This window comes from Aromatoleum toluolicum (assembly GCF_012911005.2).
Classification (GTDB): Bacteria; Pseudomonadota; Gammaproteobacteria; order Burkholderiales; family Rhodocyclaceae; genus Aromatoleum; species Aromatoleum toluolicum.
The window spans coordinates 1-20,681 of sequence record NZ_WTVS01000013.1 but is presented as its reverse complement, the minus strand read 5'-3'; the positions used below and the strand labels follow the sequence as shown (position 1 = coordinate 20,681).

General features: G+C 66.7%; 19 protein-coding genes. 14 read left to right on the top strand and 5 right to left on the bottom strand.

Annotation, left to right across the window (positions count from 1 at the left end; translation table 11 throughout):
• The first annotated feature begins 66 nt into the window (after nucleotides 1-66).
• Nucleotides 67-2,148 (top strand): polyphosphate kinase 1, encoded by a 2,082-nt coding sequence (gene ppk1 / locus GPA27_RS08015; protein WP_169139284.1) that lies wholly within the window; start codon nucleotides 67-69, stop codon nucleotides 2,146-2,148.
• A gap of 50 nt (nucleotides 2,149-2,198) precedes the next feature.
• Here the strand turns inward: ppk1 and GPA27_RS08010 are convergent, their stop codons facing one another.
• Nucleotides 2,199-4,403 carry a RelA/SpoT family protein gene (locus GPA27_RS08010; protein WP_169139282.1) on the bottom strand — a complete coding sequence of 735 codons (2,205 nt, stop codon included), beginning with the start codon at nucleotides 4,401-4,403 and terminating at the stop codon, nucleotides 2,199-2,201.
• 131 nt (nucleotides 4,404-4,534) lie between these two features.
• On the opposite strand from GPA27_RS08010, the gene GPA27_RS08005 reads away from it, so the two are divergent.
• The 4 genes from GPA27_RS08005 to GPA27_RS07990 all read left to right on the top strand — a co-directional run bounded on the left by GPA27_RS08005 (nucleotide 4,535) and on the right by GPA27_RS07990 (nucleotide 7,392).
• Entirely contained in the window at nucleotides 4,535-5,428 is an 894-nt protein-coding gene (locus GPA27_RS08005) for a DMT family transporter (RefSeq protein WP_169139280.1), read from the top strand.
• Nucleotides 5,429-5,432: 4 nt separating this feature from the next.
• A complete protein-coding gene (locus GPA27_RS08000; protein WP_169139278.1) occupies nucleotides 5,433-6,248 on the top strand; it encodes a M90 family metallopeptidase in 816 nt (271 codons plus the stop codon).
• Nucleotides 6,245-6,709, top strand: coding sequence for a flavodoxin family protein (locus tag GPA27_RS07995; protein ID WP_169139276.1), 465 nt, complete (start codon nucleotides 6,245-6,247; stop codon nucleotides 6,707-6,709). Before GPA27_RS08000 ends, GPA27_RS07995 begins: the two co-directional genes overlap by 4 nt.
• A gap of 242 nt (nucleotides 6,710-6,951) precedes the next feature.
• Nucleotides 6,952-7,392, top strand: coding sequence for a host attachment protein (locus GPA27_RS07990; RefSeq protein WP_169139274.1), 441 nt, complete (start codon nucleotides 6,952-6,954; stop codon nucleotides 7,390-7,392).
• A gap of 124 nt (nucleotides 7,393-7,516) precedes the next feature.
• Here the strand turns inward: GPA27_RS07990 and GPA27_RS07985 are convergent, their stop codons facing one another.
• From GPA27_RS07985 to ispD, 4 genes are all read right to left on the bottom strand, one after another.
• Nucleotides 7,517-8,002, bottom strand: a complete 486-nt coding sequence (locus GPA27_RS07985; RefSeq protein WP_169139272.1) for an aminoacyl-tRNA deacylase — start codon at nucleotides 8,000-8,002, stop codon at nucleotides 7,517-7,519.
• A 164-nt stretch (nucleotides 8,003-8,166) separates the two neighbouring features.
• Nucleotides 8,167-8,691 (bottom strand): RNA 2',3'-cyclic phosphodiesterase, encoded by a 525-nt coding sequence (thpR, locus tag GPA27_RS07980; RefSeq protein ID WP_256222843.1) that lies wholly within the window; start codon nucleotides 8,689-8,691, stop codon nucleotides 8,167-8,169.
• Between the two features lie 31 nt (nucleotides 8,692-8,722).
• Nucleotides 8,723-9,220 (bottom strand): 2-C-methyl-D-erythritol 2,4-cyclodiphosphate synthase, encoded by a 498-nt coding sequence (ispF, locus tag GPA27_RS07975; RefSeq protein ID WP_169139268.1) that lies wholly within the window; start codon nucleotides 9,218-9,220, stop codon nucleotides 8,723-8,725.
• Nucleotide 9,221: 1 nt separating this feature from the next.
• Nucleotides 9,222-9,926 carry a 2-C-methyl-D-erythritol 4-phosphate cytidylyltransferase gene (gene ispD / locus GPA27_RS07970; protein ID WP_211164892.1) on the bottom strand — a complete coding sequence of 235 codons (705 nt, stop codon included), beginning with the start codon at nucleotides 9,924-9,926 and terminating at the stop codon, nucleotides 9,222-9,224.
• Between the two features lie 150 nt (nucleotides 9,927-10,076).
• Between ispD and GPA27_RS07965 the strand changes: the two genes are divergently transcribed.
• The 9 genes from GPA27_RS07965 to GPA27_RS07925 all read left to right on the top strand — a co-directional run bounded on the left by GPA27_RS07965 (nucleotide 10,077) and on the right by GPA27_RS07925 (nucleotide 20,540).
• Nucleotides 10,077-11,348: an MgtC/SapB family protein gene (locus tag GPA27_RS07965; protein WP_169139266.1), complete on the top strand. Its 1,272-nt coding sequence runs from the start codon at nucleotides 10,077-10,079 to the stop codon at nucleotides 11,346-11,348.
• A 59-nt stretch (nucleotides 11,349-11,407) separates the two neighbouring features.
• Entirely contained in the window at nucleotides 11,408-12,235 is an 828-nt protein-coding gene (gene amrB, locus GPA27_RS07960) for an AmmeMemoRadiSam system protein B (protein WP_169139264.1), read from the top strand.
• Nucleotides 12,213-12,770 (top strand): AmmeMemoRadiSam system protein A, encoded by a 558-nt coding sequence (amrA, locus tag GPA27_RS07955; protein ID WP_169139262.1) that lies wholly within the window; start codon nucleotides 12,213-12,215, stop codon nucleotides 12,768-12,770. The genes amrB and amrA overlap by 23 nt, the downstream gene beginning before the upstream one ends.
• Nucleotide 12,771: 1 nt before the next feature.
• Nucleotides 12,772-13,863 carry an AmmeMemoRadiSam system radical SAM enzyme gene (amrS, locus tag GPA27_RS07950; RefSeq protein WP_169139260.1) on the top strand — a complete coding sequence of 364 codons (1,092 nt, stop codon included), beginning with the start codon at nucleotides 12,772-12,774 and terminating at the stop codon, nucleotides 13,861-13,863.
• 17 nt (nucleotides 13,864-13,880) lie between these two features.
• Entirely contained in the window at nucleotides 13,881-14,618 is a 738-nt protein-coding gene (locus GPA27_RS07945; RefSeq protein ID WP_256222842.1) for a dienelactone hydrolase family protein, read from the top strand.
• 61 nt (nucleotides 14,619-14,679) lie between these two features.
• Complete coding sequence (gene mfd, locus GPA27_RS07940) at nucleotides 14,680-18,141, top strand: transcription-repair coupling factor (RefSeq protein WP_169139258.1); 3,462 nt, start codon at nucleotides 14,680-14,682, stop codon at nucleotides 18,139-18,141.
• 174 nt (nucleotides 18,142-18,315) lie between these two features.
• The gene (locus GPA27_RS07935) at nucleotides 18,316-19,098 is read left to right on the top strand and encodes an ankyrin repeat domain-containing protein (protein WP_169139256.1); all 783 of its coding nucleotides are present in this window, start codon (nucleotides 18,316-18,318) and stop codon (nucleotides 19,096-19,098) included.
• Nucleotides 19,099-19,138: 40 nt separating this feature from the next.
• Nucleotides 19,139-19,561, top strand: coding sequence for a VOC family protein (locus tag GPA27_RS07930; protein ID WP_169139255.1), 423 nt, complete (start codon nucleotides 19,139-19,141; stop codon nucleotides 19,559-19,561).
• Nucleotides 19,562-19,607: 46 nt separating this feature from the next.
• Nucleotides 19,608-20,540: a sodium:calcium antiporter gene (locus GPA27_RS07925; protein WP_169139253.1), complete on the top strand. Its 933-nt coding sequence runs from the start codon at nucleotides 19,608-19,610 to the stop codon at nucleotides 20,538-20,540.
• The last annotated feature ends 141 nt before the right edge of the window (nucleotides 20,541-20,681 follow it).

The window sequence follows — 20,681 nt, the reverse complement described above, 5'->3', positions numbered from 1 at the left end:
GTCATGATTCCGCAACACAAATGTCACATAATTGTGCGACCGATTCCGCGTCCACGATCCGCAACAATGCACAGACCAAGCCGTCAGCAGCAATTCCCCACCAGTCACTTCATCAACCGCGAATTGTCGCTCCTGCAGTTCCAGCGCCGGGTGCTGGCGCAGGCGGCGGACAGGACGGTGCCGCTGCTCGAGCGCTTGCGCTTCCTGTGCATCGTGTCGAGCAACCTAGACGAGTTTTTCGAGATCCGCGTATCGGGGATCAAGGAGCAGATCAGGCTGGGCAGCCGCACCCCGGGCACCGACGGCCTGATGCCGAGCGAGTTGCTGGACCGCGTGAGCCACGAAGTCCATACGCTGATTGCCGAGCAGTACGCGCTGCTCAACAACGACATCCTGCCGGCGCTTAGAGACCAGGGCATCGTGTTCCTGCGCCGCGGCCTGTGGAGCGACGCGCAGGGGGCCTGGGTGCACGACTATTTCATGCGCGAAGTGATGCCAGTGCTTACTCCCATCGGGCTGGACCAGGCACACCCGTTTCCGCGCGTTCTCAACAAGAGCCTGAATTTCGCCGTCGAACTGGAAGGCCTCGACGCCTTTGGGCGCGACTCGGGCGCGGCGATCGTGCAGGCGCCGCGCGCCCTGCCCCGCGTGATCCGACTGCCCGCCGAGATCTGCGAGCACGAATACAGCTTCGTGTTCCTGTCCTCGGTCCTCCACCGTCACGTCGGGGAGCTGTTTTCGGGCATGCATGTGCACGGCTGCTACCAGTTCCGCGTGACGCGCAACTCGGATCTCTTCGTCGACGAGGAAGAAGTGAAGGACCTGCGCGCCTCGCTGAAGGGCGAATTGCAGCAACGCCATTTCGGCGACGCGGTGCGCCTGGAAGTGGCGGACAACTGCTCGGAGGAAATGGCCGCCTTCCTCCTTCAGCATTTCCGCCTGACACCGAACGAGTTGTACCGCACGCCCGGCATCGTCAACCTGGTGCGGCTGATGCAGGTGCCGGACTGGGTGAACCGTCCGGATCTGAACTACCCGCCGTTCCAGCCGCTCCTGCCGAAGGGGCTGGAGCAGCGCGGCGAGATTTTCGATGCGATCCGGCGTCAGGACATCCTGCTGCACCACCCGTTCCAGAGCTTCAGCCCGGTGATCGAGCTGTTGCGGGCGGCGGCCGACGACCCGCAGGTGCTCGCGGTCAAGATGACGGTGTATCGCACGGGCACCGACTCGGTGCTGATGGAGCATCTCGTGCGCGCGGCACAGAAGGGCAAGGAAGTGACGGTCGTGCTGGAACTGCGCGCCCGCTTCGACGAGGAGGCCAACATCTCCTGGGCGAACAAGCTCGAGGAGGTGGGCGCCCACGTGGTGTACGGCGTGTTCGGCTACAAGACCCACGCGAAACTGCTGATGCTGGTGCGGCGCGAGGACGCCGGGCTGCGCCGTTACGTGCACATGGGCACCGGCAACTACCACCCGCGCACGACGCGTTTCTACACCGATTTCGGCCTCCTTACCTGCAACGAGGAGATCGGCCAGGACGTCGCCGAGGTCTTCAAGCAGCTGACCGGTCTGGGCCAGGCGTCCACCCTCAGGCATCTCTGGCAGGCGCCGTTCTCGCTGCAGCGCAACGTGATCGCGGCGATCGAGGCTGAAGCGGAGATCGCGCGTCAGGGCAGACGCGCGCAGATCATGGCGAAGATGAACGCGCTGCTCGAACCGGAAACGATCGAGGCGCTGTACGCGGCGTCGCAGGCCGGCGTCGAGATCGACCTCATCGTGCGTGGCCCGTGCGCCCTGCGCCCGGGCGTTCCCGGCCTGTCGGACAACATCCGCGTGCGCTCCATCATCGGACGCTTCCTCGAGCATCATCGCATCTTCTACTTCCGCTCGGGCGGCGAGGACCGCGTCTATCTTTCGAGCGCGGACTGGATGGACCGCAACTTCTTCGGCCGCATCGAGATCGCCTTCCCCGTGCTCGACCAGCGCCTCAAACGCCGCGTCATCAAGGAAGGGCTGCGCGCCTACCTCGGCGACAACTGCCAGGCATGGGAGATGCTGGAAGATGGCCGCTACCGACACAAGACGCCGCGCGGCGTGCATCGCGCGGCACAGACCATTTTGCTGGCGGAACTCGCGAAGGGGCACTGAGGACGTTCGGTTGAGTCTCCTGGACTCCCGACCGCCCCCGGAACCACACATTACTTGCGCTGCACGTCGATCACGTCGCGCACTTCGCGGATGAGCGCGATCGCGCGCTGCACCTGTGCGACGCTGTTGACCTCCATCGTGAAGCGCATGAACGCCGTACCCTTCTTCGTGATCGTATTCACGGCGATGACGTTGAGTTTCTCGCGCGACAGAACCTCGGAAATGTCGCGCAGCAACCCCTGCCGGTCGGCCGCCTGAACGGCGACGTCGACCGGAAAGACCGACTCGCGGTTGTTGAAGGCCTGTTCGCCCCAATCCGCCTTGATGACCCGTTCCGGATGATCGCGCACCAGGCGCTGGAAGTCGGGACAATCGATGCGGTGGATCGACACTCCGCGGCCGCGGGTGACGAAGCCTTCGATCGCATCTGGAGGGGCCGGCTTGCAGCAGCGGCCGAGCGAGGTCATGAGCTTGCCGACGCCGACGACCAGCACCTTGTCGTTGGACTCGTTCTTGTGGCTGCGGCCGATGACGATCTCGGGTTCCGGAACGGCCGCTTCGGGCGCCTCGCCCTCGCGCAGCGCCATCTGCACCGAGCGGGGCCCGACCTCGCCGCGGCCGGCGGCGAGGTACATCGATTCCGCGTTCTTGAATCCCAGCCTGCCGGCAAGTTCGTCGATGTTCGCACGCGACTGGCGCTCGCGCTGCATTTCGCGCGCGACGAAGCTGCGCCCGCGCGCCAGCAGCTCTTCCTCTTCCTGCTGGCTGAAGAACTGGCGGATCTTGTTGCGCGCGCGGCTGGTCGCGACGTAGTGCTGCGTCGGGTTCAACCAGTCGCGGGAGGGACCGCCCTCCTTGGCGACCGTGATCTCGACGGTCTGGCCGTTCTCGAGCTGCGTGTTGAGCGTCACCAGGTGACCGTCCACCTTGGCACCGCGGCAGCGGTGGCCGAGGTCGGTGTGCAGGCGGTAGGCGAAATCGATCGGCGTGGCCCCGCGCGGCAGATCGACGACCTTGCCCTGCGGCGTGAGCACGTAGATCGCGTCGTCGAGCGAGGCACGCTTGAACTTCTCGACCCAGTCCGCCGAGTCGGTGACTTCGTCGCGCCACGACAGCAGGCTGCGCAGCAGCGCGATCTTTTCGTCGTAGTCGCTGCCGTGGCTCTTGCTGCCTTCCTTGTAGCGCCAGTGCGCGGCGACGCCGAGCTCGGCGTGGCGGTGCATGTCGTGCGTGCGGATCTGCACTTCCAGCGCGCGGCCGTCGCCGGCCAGCACCGCGGTGTGCAACGACTGGTAGTTGTTGCCCTTGGGGTTCGTGATGTAGTCGTCGAACTCCTGGCCGATCGGCTGCCACAGCTGGTTCACGATGCCGAGCACGGTGTAGCAGTCGCGCACGTTGTCGACCAGCACACGCAGTGCGCGGATGTCGTAGACCTGCGAGAAATCGAGCCGCTTGGCGCGCATCTTGTTGTAGATGCTGTAGATGTGCTTCGGCCGCCCGTAGACCTCGGCCTTGATGCCGACCGCAGCGATTTCCTTCTGCAGCCGCTCGATCGAGGAATGGATGAATTCCTCGCGCTCGACCCGGCGCTCGTCGAGCATCTTGGCGATGCGCTTGTAGGTCTCCGGTTCGAGGAAGCGGAAGGACAGGTCTTCCAGTTCCCACTTGAGTTGCCACACGCCGAGGCGATTCGCGAGCGGCGCGTAGATGTCGAGGCTCTCGCGCGCGACGTCGGCGCGAACGTCGACCTTGTGTTCGGTGAAATAGCGCAGCGTCTGCGTGCGCGACGCGAGCCGCAGCAGCACGACGCGGATGTCCTCGACCATCGCGAGCAGCATCTTGCGCAGGACTTCCGTCTGGGCGCGGATCTCGGGCGCGGTCGCGGTGGCGGTCATGCGCGTGAGCAGGCGCAGGCCGTTGAGGCGGCACAGCCCGTCGACGAGACGCGCGGCGGGCTGGCCGAACTTTTCCGCGATCTTGTCGGTGGCGCCATCGATATAGTCCGCGACCGCGAACAGGATCGCCGCGATCCGCGTCTCGACGTCGAGGCGCAGCGAGGCGACGATCAGCGCCATGCCGATCGCGTGGGTCCAGACGGATTCACCGGTGCCGAGGAAATGTCCTTCATAGACGCCCTCGGCAAGGGCAACGGCATCGACGATGGCCGCGCGCTCCTCGGTGCTCAGCCCTTCGGCGAGCAGGTCGATGGGGGCCGCGGATTCGGACTGGGAAATTGCATGCGTGACGGAAACCATGTGCGGATTATCCCATATGGTGCGCCAAACACGCCGCGCAGCACGCCACACACGCGCATTGTGAGATCATCTTCGGCCCGTCCGATGCGCCATGCGGATGTGCCGACACGCGTCCGGGGCGCACACGCATAATGAAAAAAATCTTCGTCAACCCCTACCTCCTGCTCACCCTCACCGTGCTGTTCTGGTCCGGCAACATGATCGTCGGCCGTGGCCTGCATGGCGCGGTCCCGCCGCTGGCGCTGGCCTTCTGGCGCTGGACGATCGCGCTCATGCTGATGCTCCCGTTCGCGCTGCCGCACCTGCGCAGCCAGTGGCCGCAACTGCGGGCACGCTGGCCTATGGTCGTGTTCCTCGGCCTCGTAGGCGTCGGCGGCTACAACACCTTCGCCTACATCGCGCTCCAGTACACGACCGCAACGAGCGCGACGCTGCTCAACTCCTTCACGCCAATCGCGACGATCGTGCTGGCCTTCCTGTTCCTCGGCAAACGCCTCGGACGGCTGGAGACGCTGGCGATCGTCTTGTCCTTCGCTGGTGTCATGACGATCGTGAGCCACGGCAGCGTCGCGACCCTGCTCGGGTTGAGCCTGAATCCCGGCGACCTGTGGATGCTGCTCGCGGTGCTGACCTGGGGTATCTACACCGTCGGGCTGCAGCGGCGCCCTGCCGGTGTGGATCCGATGCTGCTGCTCGCGGCCTTCACGCTGGTCGGCCTGCTGCCGCTGATCCCCGCCTATCTGTGGGAAATCGACCAAGGACGTACGATTGCCGTCAGCGCCGCGTCGATCGCCGGCATTCTGTACACGGGGATCTTCCCCGGCTTTCTCGGCTATGTGTTCTACAACGCCGCCGTGGCAGCCGTCGGCCCGAACCGCGGCGCGCAGTTCATCCACCTGATGCCGGTATTCACGACCCTGCTGGCGGCGATCTTCCTCGGTGAACGGCCGCTGTGGTACCACTTCGCGGGGATCGCGCTGGTGTTCTCCGGCATCGTGCTGGCCACGCGCGGCCCGGGGCGCTGACGCGATGATCGGCATCCTCGAACGCTTCCGCCGCTGGCGCAGGACGCGCCGCGTCGATGCGGTGTCGGTTTCGGACGCGATGTGGGCACGCGCGGAGGCGCGGCTGCCCTTCCTCGATTACCTCGAGCCGGAGCACCGCCCGCAGCTGCGGGAACTGGCGCGCGCCTTCATCGCCGAGAAGCAGTTCTACGGCGCCCACGGCTTCGCGCTCACCGACGAGGTCATCGTCACGATCGCCCTGCAAGCCTGCCTGCCGGTGCTGCGCATCGGGCTGCACGCTTACCGCGGCTGGGTCGGCGTGATCGTCTACCCGGGGGATTTCGTCATTCCGCGCAAGATCATGGACGAGACTGGTGTCGTGCACGAATACGACGACGAGGTGCTCGGCGAAGCGTGGGAAGGCGGCCCGGTGCTGGTTTCGTGGCACGACGAGGAGGATGCCCCGGAGGGGGTGAACGTCGTGGTCCACGAGTTCGCCCACAAGCTCGACATGGAAAACGGCGAGGTCGACGGCCTGCCCCTGCTGCCTGCGGGGATGTCGCGCAAGGCCTGGGCGGAGGCCTTCTCGGCAGGCTACGAGCGCTTCTGCCGGCAGGTCGACGCGCACGCGGAGACGGCGCTCGACCCCTACGGCGCCGAGAGCCCGGGCGAGTTCTTCGCCGTCGCCTCCGAGACCTTCTACGAAGCCCCCTGCCTGCTGCAGGAGGACTTCCCGGCAATCTACGAGCAGCTGCGGCAGTTCTACGGCGCCGACCCCGCGGCGGGCGAACGGCGCGTGTACGGCGAACCGCCACGGGACACGGGCGTCGAATCACCATGAGCGAACGCAAGCGGCTGCTCGTCGTGTATCACACCCAGTCCGGCAATACCGGCCGTCTGGCGGAGGCGGTCGTGCGCGGTGCGCGGCGCGTGGCCGAGACCGAAACCGTCGTGAAGCGGGCCTTCGATGCGGGCGTCGACGACCTGCTCGTCTGCGACGCCCTGCTGCTCGGCACGCCCGAGAACTTCGGCTACATGTCCGGCGCGCTCAAGGACTTCTTCGATCGCACCTATTACCCCTGCGAAGGCAAGCTCACGGCCCTGCCCTATGCCGTGTTCGTGAGCGCGGGGAACGACGGCACGGGCGCGGTGCGCGAGATCGAACGCATCGCCCGCGGCTACGGATGGAAGGCGGTGGCGGACGCAGTGATCGTGCGCAAGTTCGTCACCGACGAGTCGCTCGTGCAATGCGAGGAGCTCGGCGAGGCGATCGCCAGCGGACTCGGGCTCGGGATTTTCTGAACGCCCGGCCGGTCCCCACGAGCACAAACAGCGCCCTGCGCTGATATTCCATCTGGGTTTTACGGCGTATGTCCGGCACCCGAAAAATCCCGTGAATCCAAGTCCTACGGGCCTTTCACAATTCGCTTCAAACTTCGCAGACGAATTCGATTGCGATCCTGTGACAGCAGGTCTAAGCTGGAATCGCTGCGTTCGCAGGCGCAGCGTGCTGTCCGTTCGACTCAAATCCCGGAGGACGATTCATGGCGATTACCTGGATTCTGGTTGCCAATGCCAGCCTGGCCAAACTGTATGCGAATCTTGGTCCCAACAAGGGCCTGACGCTGGTTAAGGAGCTGATCCACCCCGAAAGTCGACAGAAGAATTCCGAACTCGTTACCGACCGCGCGGGCGCGTCGCCCTCGGCGGGCAACGCATCGGGTTCGAAGCAGGCGCAGACCCAGCCCAAGACTCACGAGGCCAAGGTCTTTGCGCAGGAGATTGCACAGGAGCTATACAAAGGACGAGCCACGAACGCATTCGGCCGGGCCATCGTCTTTGCACCGCCGGCATTCATGGGAATGCTCAATTCGGTGCTCGACACCCCGACTGCGCAGCTGATCACTGACCGCTTCGAAAAGGACTACACCAAGGAACCCGAACCGGTGCTGCGCGAACGCCTCGCGTCCTGCCTGTTCGTCTGATTCCGAACGATTCTTCGAGCGTCTCTCTTCAGGAGACGATGGGACCGTGAAGAGCGGTCCCGAAGAGCAGCGGGGCGCTTGGCGCCCCGCTTTTTTTCACCTGCGCTGCTCGCGCGCCGTCAGCTCAATGCCGCCACTGGCGCCCGCTGAAGTGCATGCGCTCGGCGTTCTCCATCTCCATCATGGTCATGAAGTCGCTGCGGCTCATCTGGATGATCTTCTCGTGGTCGCCGGCCTCGAAGTAGATCTCGTCCTCGTCGGCCAGACTTTCATCCACGATCATGCGCATGCCGTAGACCGCCCCCAGCGGCGGCACCGCGCCGGCTTCGCAGTCGCCGAACAGCTCCGACAGTTCCGACTCGGACGCCAGGCGCAACTCGCGATGCATTGCCCGGCTCAGGATGCCCAGTTGCACGTGCTGCGTCGACGGCAGCACGGCCATCAGGTAGCCGTGGTCGTCTTCGAGCACGACCGATTTCGCGAGGCTGCTCGCCGGAATGCGCGCAAGGTGCGCGGTATCCATGCTGCTGTGGGAATGGGGATGGCTCAGCACGTCGAAGCGCAGACCGTGCTCCATCATGAATTCATGGACTCTCGACGGGATTGCCATGGCAGTTCTCCTGGTCATCAGGTGCGGGCAATTCTTGTACGTCGCCCTTGGCAAGATTGGGATACGGAAACCCTCCCTGCGGCGCCCCCTGCACGTTCGCCGACGATGTATTTTAGGATGCCGGCGGCGAGCCTGCAGGGATGCCAGCACCCCTGCCCGCGCACTCAGCCCGGCGCGCCGGTAGTGCCCGGCCAGGATTCGAGCACGGTGTATTGAGCCCCTTCGGGCTTGGGATCGGACTCGACCAGCACGAAGTCGCCCACCGGCCACTCGACCGGAGGATCGAGTTCCGCAGCGGGGAGCTCGCCGCGAGCGTTGCGCAGCAGCGTGACGTGCGCGGCGAACTTGCGGCGTTCGACGGGGAAGCCCGCTGCGGCAAGGGCAGCGTTGAGCTGGGTCACGAGCGATTCCAGTTCGCCGGGCAGTTCGCTCGCCCCGGCCCACACGATGTGGTTGTGGCGCCAGCCGGCGATACGGTCGAGGCTGAGCGTGAACGGCGAGAACGCGACCTTGTCCGCTGCCGCGCGCAGTTCGTCGAGGCGTTCGCGCGGAATGTCGCCGATAAAGGCGAGCGTCAGGTGCAGGGTGTCGCGGCGCATGCGGCGGCCGCCGGTAAGCCCGTGTGCGAGCTCGCCCTCCTTGTGCAGCCTGCGCGCGGCCGCCGGCGCCGGCCAGAGGGCGAAGTACACCCGCGCGCGCGGCCTTTCGCCGGGCGCTGGATCAGGCGGCCGCGTCATCCTGCACGAGCAGGGCCACGACCTGCGCGGCGATGCCTTCGCCGCGACCGGTGAAGCCGAGCTTCTCGGTGGTCTTGCCCTTGATATTCACCATCGCGTCCCCGATCCCGAGGTCGGCCGCGATGTTCGCGACCATCGCCGGAGCATGCGGCAGGATCCGCGGTGCGCGACAGATCACCGTGGCGTCGACGTTGACAACCGCAAAGCCGGCAGCGCGCACGGCAGCGTAGGCCTCGCGCAACAGCACGCGGCTGTCCGCGCCGGAGTGCTGCGGGTCGGTGTCGGGGAACAGGCGCCCGATGTCGCCAAGCCCCGCGGCACCGAGCAGTGCGTCGGTCAGCGCGTGCAACAGCACGTCGGCGTCGGAATGGCCCAGCAGCCCGCGCTCGTAGGGAATTGTGACGCCGCCTACGATCAGCGGGCGTCCCGGCACCAGGGCATGCACGTCGAAGCCCTGGCCGATGCGGAAGGGTACTTTCATGTCAGCGTGAATCCCTGTTCGTGAGGATCCACTCGGCCAGGTGCAGGTCGAGCGGATAGGTGACCTTCAGGTTGGTGGCGTCGCCCTCGATCAGCCGGGGACGCAGGCCGGCGGCCTCGATCGCGCTGGCCTCGTCGGTGACGTTGCTCGCGGCCTCCAGCGCACGGCGCAGCATCACGTAGCGGAACATCTGCGGCGTCTGCGCCTGCCACAGGCTGTCGCGCGGCACGGTCTCGAGCACGTGGCGATGCGCGTCGGAACGCTTGAGCGTGTCGGCGACGGGCACCGCCAGAATGCCGCCGACCTCGTCGTGGGCGAGATCGCGGATGAGCTTCTCGATGTGCCAGCGGGCGAGACAGGGGCGCGCCGCATCATGCACGAGCACCCAGTCCGACTGCTCCGCCTCGCGCACGATCGCGCGCAGACCGCCCAGTACGCTGTCGGCGCGCGTGGCGCCGCCGCAGAACAGCGGCACCAGCTTGGGACCGAGGCCGGACCAGTCGTGGCGCTTCCACTCCGCATCGCCGACCGAGAGCACGACGAAGACCTTGTCGATCTCCGGCGTCGCGCACAGCACTTCGAGCGAATGCCGGATGAGCGGCTTGCCGAGCAGCTCCAGATACTGCTTCGGCTGCGATGCGCCCATGCGGCTGCCGCTGCCTGCAGCCGGAACGATCGCGAAATGGCGGGGATGAAAATTCTGCATGGCGCGGATTCTAACCGTGCCGCGCCAGGCCAGGCGAAACTCTGCCCGCCGCGTGCGCGCAGGCAGCGATTGGAATACAGTGGCAATTGTAACGAAAGGAACGCGGCTGCCCCCGAAACCCTCGCGGTATGTGCGAAAGGAGAGCCCGAAGTGCCTTTTGCAAAACCGGTCGACTTTGCCCAGATCGAGGCTTTCCTGATCGCGATCGGCATCGGCCTGCTGATCGGATTCGAGCGCGAGCGCGTCGCGTCGGCACGGGCCGGCGTCCGCACCTTCGGCATCGTCGGCCTGCTGGGCGCGCTGGCCGCGATGCTCGGCGAGCACCTCGCCTCCATCGCACCGGTGGTCGTCGGCATGGTGATCATCGGCGCCATGATCATCGCCGCCTACCTGCGCCATCCGGACCCGGTCGATCCGGGGACGACCTCCGTCGCGGCCCTGCTGGTCTGCTACTGCCTGGGGGTCGCAGTATGGATAGGCCATGCAATGGTAGCGGTGATCCTGTCGGTTGCGACGACGATCCTGCTTTACTTCAAGACCGAACTGCGGGGCGTCGCGACGCGGCTGGAGGCGAAGGAATGGATCTCGATCTTCCAGTTCGCCGTCCTGTCGCTGGTCATCCTGCCCTTCCTCCCGAACGAAACCTTCGACCCGTACAACGCGATCAACCCGCGCCAGGTATGGTGGATGGTGGTGCTGATCTCGGGCCTGAGCCTTGCGGGCTACGCAACCCTGCGCCTGGTCGGGGCGCGCTACGGCGCGGCCTTTGTCGGCATCGCCGGCGGTCTCGCATCGAGCACCGCCACGACGCTGATCTATGCACGCAATGCGCGCGAAATGCCGCCCTCCGCCCCGATGGCCGCACTCGTGATCGTGCTCGCGAATCTGGTGATGATGATCCGCGTCACCGTGATCGCCGCGGTAGTGGCGCCGGGCATCGTGACATCGCTGGCGGTTGCGGTGGCCCCCGCCCTGCTCCTCGGCGCGCTCAGCCTGTTCTGGTACTGGCGCGAGCAGACGAGCGGCCAGGCCGTCATGCCCGAGACGCGCAACCCGACCGAACTGCGCGCCGCGCTCGGCTTCGGTGCGGTGTACGCCGTGGTGCTTTTCGTGTCGGCCTGGCTCTCCGACATCGCCGGCAAGCAGGGGATGTACGTCCTCGCACTCGTTTCCGGCCTCACCGACCTGGATGCGATCGCGCTGTCGAGCATGCGCCTCTTCAACCTCGGGAAGCTCGCGCTCGACGTCACGGTGATCGCCATCTGCCTGGCGATGATCGCGAATCTCGCGTTCAAGACCGGCATTGCCGTCGTCGTAGGCGGACGGCCGCTGGGCATGAAGATTCTCGGCGGCATGGGCGCGGTCGCGGCCGGCCTGGGCGGCGGAATCGCCTGGCTTGCAATGTTTCCGGGAAGCCTATAATTCATCAGCAAACGCTAAACGACCAGTTCGGCTCCGCCACCTCACCCGAAAGGAAATTCATGGCCACTGCCTCCATTCGCCCCGCTGCGGTCGCCGGCTATTTCTATCCCGACGATCCGCATGTGCTGCAGGCGCAGATCGGTGAAATGCTCTCGACCGCCGTGCCGCTGGAAGCGGTGTCCGCTCCGAAGGCGTTGATCGTGCCCCATGCAGGCTACGTCTATTCCGGCCCAGTTGCGGCCAGCGCCTATGCTGCGGCTGCCGGGCTGCGCGACGTGGTGCGGCGCGTGGTGCTGCTGGGGCCCGCCCACCGCATGCCCGTCGCATCCTTCGCGCTGCCCGCCGCGCAGGTGTTTTCGACGCCGCTCGGTCAAGTGCCGGTCAGCCGCACGGACTGGCTCGCCTTGCAGCAACGCGCCGATGTCGTCGTCGACGACCGCCCGCACGCCCTCGAGCATTGCCTGGAGGTTCAGCTTCCCTTCCTGCAGACCATCCTCGACGCCTTCGAGCTCGTCCCGCTGCTGGTGGGCGGCGCCAGCGGCGATCAGGTGGCGGATATCCTCGATGCGCTGTGGGGCGGGCCGGAAACGCTGATCGTCATCAGCTCGGACCTCTCGCACTATCAGCCCTATGCGCAGGCGTGCTGCACCGACCGCAGCTCGGTCGACCAGATCCTCAAGCTGCGCACCGGCCTCGACCACGACCAGGCCTGCGGCGCGACGCCGATCAACGGACTGCTGCGCGTCGCGGCACGTCACGGCGTCGAACCCCACCTCCTCGACCTACGAAACTCCGGCGACACGGCGGGGGACCGCGCGCGCGTCGTCGGCTACACCAGCATCGCGTTCTGCGAATCGTCCAGCCATGCCGCTTCCGCCCGACACTGAACTCGGCCAGATCCTGCTTGCCCGCGCGCGTCACGCTATCGCTCATGAACTCGGCGCCGAGAAGGATCCGCCCGCTGCCGACCCGCGGCTGACCGAACGCGGCGCGACCTTCGTGACGATCAAGCGTCGGGGGGAGTTGCGCGGCTGCATCGGCAGCGTCCGCCCGCAACGATCGCTCGGGGAAGATGTCGTAATCAATGCGGTGGGCGCTGCCACGAGGGATCCGAGATTTCCGCCGATGTCGCGCGAGGAGCTCGACAAGGTCGACATCGAGGTGTCACTGCTGTCGTCGCCCGAATTCGTCGAGTTCCCGGGCGAGGACGAGCTGATCGGCAAGCTACGCCCCGGGGTCGATGGGCTGCTGCTGTTCTCCGGCTGTCGCAGCGCGACCTTCCTGCCGCAGGTATGGGAGCAGCTCCCGGAACCACGCATGTTTCTCGCTGCGCTCAAGCAGAAGGCCGGCCTCGCACCGGATCGCCCCGCACCGAACCTGATGGCGGCGACCTATACGGTGCGAAAATGGAAGGAACCGTGAAATGAACTACCCCGCGCGCTACTGGCATCATCTTGACGACGGTCGCATCCAGTGCGATCTGTGCCCGCGATATTGCCGGCTGCACGCGGACCAGCGCGGGGCGTGCTTCGTGCGCATGCGCGAAGGCGACGCGATCGTCCTCACCACCTATGGACGAAGCTCGGGCTTCTGCATCGATCCGATCGAGAAGAAACCGCTCAACCACTTCTACCCCGGCACCAGCGTGTTCTCGTTCGGCACCGCGGGCTGCAACCTCGCGTGCAAGTTCTGCCAGAACTGGGACATTTCCAAATCGCGCGACATGGACCGCCTGATGGACGCGGCCTCGCCGGAGGAGATCGCCCGCACCGCTGCGGACTGGGGCTGCAGCAGCGTGGCGTTCACCTACAACGACCCGGTGATCTTTGCCGAGTATGCGATCGACACGGCGAAGGCGTGCCATGCGCTGGGCCTGAAGGCAGTCGCCGTGACGGCCGGCTACATCACCGAACTCGCGCGCGCCGAGTTCTACGCCCACATGGACGCTGCCAACGTCGACCTCAAGGCGTTCACGGACGAGTTTTACGTCAGGGAATGCGGCGCGCACCTGCAGCCGGTGCTCGATACGCTCAAGTGGCTGGTGCACGAGAGCGACGTGTGGGTGGAGATCACGACGCTGCTGATCCCGGGGCTCAACGACTCGGAGGACGAGGTCCGCGCGCTGTCGCAGTGGGTCGCGAAGGAGCTGGGCACTGAAGTGCCCCTGCACTTCACCGCCTTCCATCCCGACTTCAAGCTCACCGACCTTCCGCCGACTCCGCCGGCAACGCTGACGCGTTCGCGCCGCATCGCGCTCGCGGAGGGGCTGAAGCATGTGTACACCGGAAACGTGCATGACCGCGAGGGTGGCATCACGCGTTGCACGCATTGCGGCGCCGCGCTGATCGAACGCGACTGGTACGAAATCCTCGACTACGCGCTCGACGACACGGGCGCCTGCCGCAAGTGCGGCACCGCACTCGCCGGCCGCTTCGGCCATTTCTCTTCGCCCTTCGGTTCGCGCCGCATCCCGGTCGCCATCCATCGGCAGCCCGCGGCGCACGCGAAGCCCTGACGCGGAACCGCCACATCGTGAAACTGCGAACGACGGACATCAGTATTCCCTTCGAGCACATCTGGCTCAGCGGCGAGCTCGTGCATGCGCCCGACGTCGATGGCCTTGCCGTGGTGCTGCGGCCGGCCGGCAGCCCGTTCGCCCAGTCGCGCGACCTGCGCGTGGCGCGCGAACTGCAGCGTGCCGGCTTCGCGACGCTGCTGATCAACCTGCTCACCGCCTACGAGGAAGCGCGCGACCCGGACGCCCGCTTCAACGTGCCGCAGATGGCCAACCGGGTGGTGGCCGTGCTCGACTGGGTCGGCCACCAGCCGCCGCTGGCCGGACTGGGGGTGGGATTGGTCTCCTCCGACACCGCGAGCGGCGCCGCGATCCGCGCCGGATGGAAGGCGGGCGACAGGGTGTCGGCGATCGTCTGCCGCGCCGGCCGGCCCGACCTCGCCGGCCTGATGCCGCTCAACACCCTTGCCGTGCCGCTGCGCATGGTGGTCGGCAGCGACGACCCGCAGGCCGGGATGATCCGCCAGGCCTGCGAACACCTGCGCTGCCCGCACGACTGGCACGTGCTCGACGGAGCGTCGGACGAATTCCGCGAACCGGGAGCCATCGAACGTTTCGGTGAACTCGCCGCGGCGTGGCTGCGGGAGAAGCTGCCCGTGCCCGGACCCGCCGAGCAACGCATCCACGACGGCACCGCCGCCGGATCGGCACCCGGAGGAACTGCGGACCAATCGCCACCGGCGCATCCCCTATAATTCGTTCCTCGATTGCCCCCTTTCCCCACCCGTCCGTTAGCGGCCCGGCCGCAACAGCCCGATGTCCCGACCGCTCGACGCCCTGATTCCGCAACTCGCCTCCCTCGCCTTCCCGAAACCCGGCGCACGCCTCGACCTCCCCGCCCTTGCCGGCTCCGCCGACGCGGTCGCGGTCGCCCAGCTCGCGTCGCGCGGGCGCTGTCTCCTGCTGGTGACGGCCAATCCGCTCGACGCCCAGCGGCTGCAGGAGGAGATCGCATGGATCGCGCCGGGCCTGCGCACGCACCTGCTACCGGACTGGGAAACGCTGCCCTACGAGAGCTTCTCGCCGCACCAGGATCTGATCTCCGAGCGCCTGTCGACGCTGTACGCCGTGAGCCGCGGCGAGGCCGACATCGTCCTCGTGCCGGCCTCGACGGCGCTGTATCGCATGGCACCGCCCGCCTTCCTCGCGGCCTACACTTTCTTCCTGAAGCAGGGCGCGAAGCTGGACGTCGACCAGCTGCGCAAGCAGATGGCGACGGCCGGCTACACCCACGTCACGCAGGTGGTCAGCCCCGGCGAGTTCTCGGTCCGCGGCGGCCTCGTAGACCTCTATCCGATGGGCGCGGCCCTGCCCTTCCGCATCGACCTCTTCGACGACGAGGTCGAGAGCATCAAGACCTTCGATCCGGACACGCAGCGCACCGTCTACCCCGTGCCGGAGATCCGCATGCTGCCGGCACGCGAGTTCCCGATGGACGAGAAGGGGCGCACGCACTTCCGCAGCCGCTTCCGCGAAACCTTCGAGGGCGACCCCTCGCGCGTGTCGCTGTACAAGGACGTGTCGAACGGCATCGCGCCGGCGGGCATCGAATACTTCCTGCCGCTGTTCTTCGACGACACGGCAACCCTGTTCGACTACCTGCCGGCCGATGCCGCGGTGGTCCTGCACCGCGACGTTCCGACAGCGATCGACGAGTTCTGGCGCGACACCCGCACCCGTTACGACTTCCTCAAGGGCGACCGTACGCGCCCGGTGCTGCCGCCGGAAGCGCTGTTCCTCGGACAGGAGTCCTTCTATACCGCGCTCAAGGAACGCCCGCGCATCCACATCGCCGCACCGGATGCCGGCGCCGACACCGCCGCCGCGGCGGCGCAGCTCCCCGACCTGTCCGTGGAGCGCAAGGCGACCGATCCACTGCATCGCTTCAAGGCCTTCCTCGAAGGTGAGTGGGCCGGGGCCGGCAGGCGGGTGCTGGTGCTGGCCGATGCCCCGGGCCGGCGCGAGACGATGTCGGAATTCTTCGCCGAGTACGGGCTGAAACCCGCGGCGAGCGCCGACTTCGCGAGCTTTCTCGCATCCGGCGAGCCCCTCACGCTGGGCGTGGGACCGCTCGCCACCGGCTTCCTGCTGCCCGACGCGAAGATCGCGATCGTCACCGAATCCGAGCTGTACGCCGCCACCACGCGCACGCGCGCCCGCCGCGACACGCGCAAGGCGGCGACGATGGAGGGCTGGCTGCGCGACCTCTCCGAGCTCAAGCCGGGCGACCCGGTCGTGCACGAATCGCACGGCATCGGCCGTTACCTCGGCCTGATCCACATGGATCTCGGCGAGGGGCAGACCGAGTTTCTCCACCTCGAATACGCCAACGGCGACAAGCTCTACGTGCCGGTCGCCCAGTTGCACGTGATTTCGCGCTACGCCGGCGCCGACCCGGAGGCCGTCGAACTGCACCGCCTCGGCTCCGGCCAGTGGGACAAGGCCAAGCGCAAGGCCGCCATGCAGGTGCGCGACACCGCGGCCGAACTGCTGGCCCTGTACGCGCAGCGCGCGGCGCGGCCCGGCCACCGCTTCGACTTCAAGCAGCACGACCTCGACGCCTTTGCCGAGGGCTTCGGCTTCGAAACCACGCCCGACCAGCAGGGCGCGATCGACGCCGTCATCGCCGACATGAAATCCGGCCGACCGATGGACCGCCTCGTATGCGGCGACGTCGGCTTCGGCAAGACCGAGGTCGCACTGCGCGCGGCCTTCATCGCGGTGGCCGACGGCAAGCAGGTCGTCGTCCTGACGCCGACCACGCTGCTGGCCGAGCAGCACTACCAGACCTTCGCCGACCGCTTCGCCGACTTCCCGATCCGCATCGCCGAGCTGTCGCGCTTCAAGAGCGCCAAGGAACAGGCCGAAGCACTGAAGCAGCTCGCCGACGGCAAGGTCGACATCATCATCGGCACCCACCGCCTGCTGCAGAAGGACGTCGTCTTCAAGCGCCTCGGCCTCGTCATCATCGACGAGGAGCACCGCTTCGGCGTGCGCCAGAAGGAGGCGCTGAAGGCGCTGCGCAGCGAAATCGACATCCTGACCCTGACCGCGACGCCGATTCCGCGCACGCTGGGGCTCGCGCTCGAAGGCCTGCGCGAGTTCTCGGTGATCGCCACCGCGCCGCAGAAGCGGCTCGCGATCAAGACCTTCGTGCAGCGCCACAGCAAGGGCATCGTGCGCGAGGCGGTGCTGCGCGAATTCAAACGCGGCGGCCAGGTGTATTTCCTGCACAACGAGGTCGATACGATCGAGAACGTGCGCGACGACCTCGCCGAACTGGTGCCCGAGGCACGCATCGTAGTCGGCCACGGCCAGCTGCCCGAGCGCGAACTCGAGCGCGTGATGCGCGACTTCACGTCGCAGCGCGCGAACCTGCTGCTGTGCACGACCATCATCGAGACCGGCATCAACATCCCGACCGCCAACACCATCATCATCAACCGCGCCGACCGCTTCGGCCTCGCCCAGCTCCACCAGCTGCGCGGCCGCGTCGGACGCAGCCACCATCAGGCCTACGCCTACATGCTGACGGACGCCCACGCCAAGCCGACGGCACTGGCGCAGAAGCGACTCGAGGCGATCACGATGATGGAGGAGCTCGGTTCCGGCTTCTACCTCGCAATGCACGACCTGGAGATCCGCGGCGCGGGCGAGGTGCTGGGCGAGAATCAGTCCGGCGAGATCCAGCAGGTCGGCTTCAGCCTGTACACCGAGATGCTCAAGCGCGCCGTGCGCGACCTGCAGGCGGGCAAGGAACCCGATCTCAGCCAGCCGCTGGAGGTCGTGTCCGAGATCAACCTGCACACGCCCGCGCTGCTGCCGAGCGACTACTGCCCCGACGTGCAGGAGCGTCTGACGCTCTACAAGCGCCTGGCGAACTGCGACGCGGACGACGAACTGCGCAGCCTGCAGGAGGAGCTGATCGACCGCTTCGGCGAATTGCCGCTGCAGACCCAGGCCCTGATCGAATCGCACCGCCTGCGCCTGCTCGTGAAACCCTACGGCGTCGCCAAGCTCGACGCCAGCGACGCGCAGATCAGCGTCCAGTTCGGCCCCAACCCACCGATCGATCCGGCCAAGGTCATCATGCTGATCCAGAAGGACCGCAACACCAAGATGTCCGGCCCCGACCGCCTGATCCGCAAGGCCAGCCTGCCCAATCTGAAACAGCGCGTGCAGGGCGTCAGGGAACTGCTCGACGCGGTGAGGGCCTGAGGGAAACGTCGCGCCGCCACGCCGACCTCAGCGTTGCGGCGACACGGTACGGGGCCATGTCGCGTCCGCCCCGCCCGAGTCCCCAAAATGGGCTCGATCATGCAAGAATAGGAATCGTTTGCGAAGAAACGGGTGCGCCATTCCGGCGTTCGCCCGACGACGGGAATCACATCGATGAAGCACCCTCTCTTCGAGTGCCTTGGCGACAAGTATCCGATCCATCTCGAAGAAAAATTCGACCGCATCCTCACGCGCATCGAGTTCCTGTGGGACACGCCCGAGATCCACGACTACTTCAGTGATCTCCTCATCGACAAGCGCGGCGGCCGACAGGGCTTCCCGCCCTTGGTACTGGCGGACATCATCACGCTGCGCGAATTCCGCGAACTGGAGACCTTTCGCCAGGCGGAGCGGCGCGAACATGCGGTCCGCGAACTCGCAGAACGCGGCATCACCGTCGACCGCGAGGCATTCATCGCCGCTTTGCGCGCCGGCGATCGCCAACTCATCGACCTCTTCGTGCGCGCGAAATTCAGCATCCACGGCATCGACGTCGACGGCACGCCGCCACTGCTCTTCGCCCTGAAGAGCGGCTTCACCGTGATCGCCAGCATCCTCGTGAACGCCGGCGCGGACGTGAACGCGCGCGACCGCCTGGGCCTCACCCCCCTCCTCGTCGCCTGCGGCAAACCGACCGAGGGCTACCGCAGCATTGCCGAGGCGCTCATCATCCGCGGCGCACAGGTCAACCTGCGCGATCCGCTGGGCAACACGCCACTCCTGCTGTCGCTGTCGGGCGGGGTCGCGGACATCGCCCGACTGCTGGTCGAACACGGAGCGGACGTCCTCACAAGCACCCGCAAAGGCGAAACCGCGCTAGCGCTCGCGAGCAGGCTCGACACCGCGGAAGGCAAGCACGTCGCCGAACTGATCCGGGACAAGGGGGCCACGCGCTGAGCCTGCGTCCGGCAACGCGGCAACACATCGGGAGGGAAGCATGAAGCCGAGACTGACAGTCCTGACCCTTGCGGTGGACGACCTCGAGCGCGCCGTGCGCTTCTACCGCGACGGCCTCGGCCTTCCCACACAGGGCGTCATCGGCACCGAGTTCGAACATGGCGCCGTCGCATTCTTCGACCTCCAGCACGGCGTCAAGCTGGCGCTCTGGCCACGGAGCAGTCTCGCACACGATACGGGACTGCCCCTCGGAGCCCCGTCCTCGACTGAATGCTCGCTGGGGCACAACGTTGCATCGAAGCAGGACGTCGATGCGGTCATGTCCCAGGCCCGGCAGGCCGGCGCGCGCATCGTCAAGCCGTCCGGCGACACGTTCTGGGGCGGTTACGCGGGCTATTTCGCCGATCCGGACGGGCACCTGTGGGAAGTGGTGTGGAACCCGCAGTTCGACCTCGCCGATTAGCAGCCGATTCCGGTATCTTGGCGCCCATGACCTGGGCGGCAATTCGATGAACGACTATCTGGGCCTGCTCGCGGGCGTCGTTGCCGCGGGCATCGGCGGCGAGCTGTTCGTTCGCGGTGCCGTGGGCCTCGCGCACTGGGCGCGCATCTCGCCCGGCATCATCGGTGCGACCGTGGCAGCGTTTGCCACGTCCAGCCCGGAGCTGTCGGTGTCGGTGAACTCGGCGCTCAACGGGACACCCGAGATCGCGCTCGGCGACGCACTCGGCAGCAACGTCGTGAACGTCGCGCTGGTACTCGCGCTGGCGCTGGTGATTGCCGGCATCCAGAGTCCGCGCGACAGCGTCAAGCGCGACTTTCCCGTCGCGCTGCTCGTGCCCGTGATCACCGGCGTGCTGTTTCTCGACGGCGTACTATCGCGGATCGACGGCGTGCTGCTGCTGGCGCTCTTTGCCGCCTGGCTGACTGCGGCCGTGGTGGAAGCGCGACGCCAGCGCAGCGCGGCCGAGGCGGTTCTGGGCACCCCGCGTGTCGGGGCGGCGCTCGCATTCGGCGTCGTCGGCCTGGGATTCCTTGTCCTGGCGGGGAATTTCATCGTGGTCGCCGCGAAGGGCATCGCAGCCACCTATGGCATCGACGAATTCATCATCGGGGCGACGCTGGTTGCCATCGGCACGTCCACGCCGGAACTCGCGACCACCGTCATCGCCAAACTGCGCGGCCACGACGAAGTGAGCCTGGGCACGATTCTCGGCAGCAACATCTTCAACGGACTGCTCATCGTCGCGGTCGCGGCGATCATTCACCCGATCCATGCCGACTGGCGCGAGGTCGCCGTCGCGCTCGTCTGCGGCCTGATCGCCCTCGGCGTGACGTGGCCGCCCCGCAACGGCTTCATCAGCCGGCGACGGGGCGTCGTGCTGCTCGCGCTGTACGCGGTATATATCGTCGCCATCGCTCAGGGGGCGACAAGCTATTAAGGCCGCAAATCGAATACAAGCGTTCGCCCTGAGCTTGTCTTCGAGAGTATTAGGCGCCAATGAGCAGGTTCCTCCCCCTTCAAGGGGAAGGACAGGATGGGGATGGGTTGCTTCCTGGCGCGTTGGCGTCCACCCATCCCC

What these genes read in the sequence shown, in the direction of transcription:
- ppk1 (WP_169139284.1), top strand. Translation starts at nt 67, where the DNA reads ATGCACAGACCAAGCCGTCAGCAGCAATTCCCCACCAGTCACTTCATC.
- GPA27_RS08010 (WP_169139282.1), bottom strand. Translation starts at nt 4,403, where the DNA reads ATGGTTTCCGTCACGCATGCAATTTCCCAGTCCGAATCCGCGGCCCCC.
- GPA27_RS08005 (WP_169139280.1), top strand. Translation starts at nt 4,535, where the DNA reads ATGAAAAAAATCTTCGTCAACCCCTACCTCCTGCTCACCCTCACCGTG.
- GPA27_RS08000 (WP_169139278.1), top strand. Translation starts at nt 5,433, where the DNA reads ATGATCGGCATCCTCGAACGCTTCCGCCGCTGGCGCAGGACGCGCCGC.
- GPA27_RS07995 (WP_169139276.1), top strand. Translation starts at nt 6,245, where the DNA reads ATGAGCGAACGCAAGCGGCTGCTCGTCGTGTATCACACCCAGTCCGGC.
- GPA27_RS07990 (WP_169139274.1), top strand. Translation starts at nt 6,952, where the DNA reads ATGGCGATTACCTGGATTCTGGTTGCCAATGCCAGCCTGGCCAAACTG.
- GPA27_RS07985 (WP_169139272.1), bottom strand. Translation starts at nt 8,002, where the DNA reads ATGGCAATCCCGTCGAGAGTCCATGAATTCATGATGGAGCACGGTCTG.
- ispF (WP_169139268.1), bottom strand. Translation starts at nt 9,220, where the DNA reads ATGAAAGTACCCTTCCGCATCGGCCAGGGCTTCGACGTGCATGCCCTG.
- ispD (WP_211164892.1), bottom strand. Translation starts at nt 9,926, where the DNA reads ATGCAGAATTTTCATCCCCGCCATTTCGCGATCGTTCCGGCTGCAGGC.
- amrB (WP_169139264.1), top strand. Translation starts at nt 11,408, where the DNA reads ATGGCCACTGCCTCCATTCGCCCCGCTGCGGTCGCCGGCTATTTCTAT.
- amrA (WP_169139262.1), top strand. Translation starts at nt 12,213, where the DNA reads ATGCCGCTTCCGCCCGACACTGAACTCGGCCAGATCCTGCTTGCCCGC.
- amrS (WP_169139260.1), top strand. Translation starts at nt 12,772, where the DNA reads ATGAACTACCCCGCGCGCTACTGGCATCATCTTGACGACGGTCGCATC.
- mfd (WP_169139258.1), top strand. Translation starts at nt 14,680, where the DNA reads ATGTCCCGACCGCTCGACGCCCTGATTCCGCAACTCGCCTCCCTCGCC.
- GPA27_RS07935 (WP_169139256.1), top strand. Translation starts at nt 18,316, where the DNA reads ATGAAGCACCCTCTCTTCGAGTGCCTTGGCGACAAGTATCCGATCCAT.
- GPA27_RS07930 (WP_169139255.1), top strand. Translation starts at nt 19,139, where the DNA reads ATGAAGCCGAGACTGACAGTCCTGACCCTTGCGGTGGACGACCTCGAG.
- GPA27_RS07925 (WP_169139253.1), top strand. Translation starts at nt 19,608, where the DNA reads ATGAACGACTATCTGGGCCTGCTCGCGGGCGTCGTTGCCGCGGGCATC.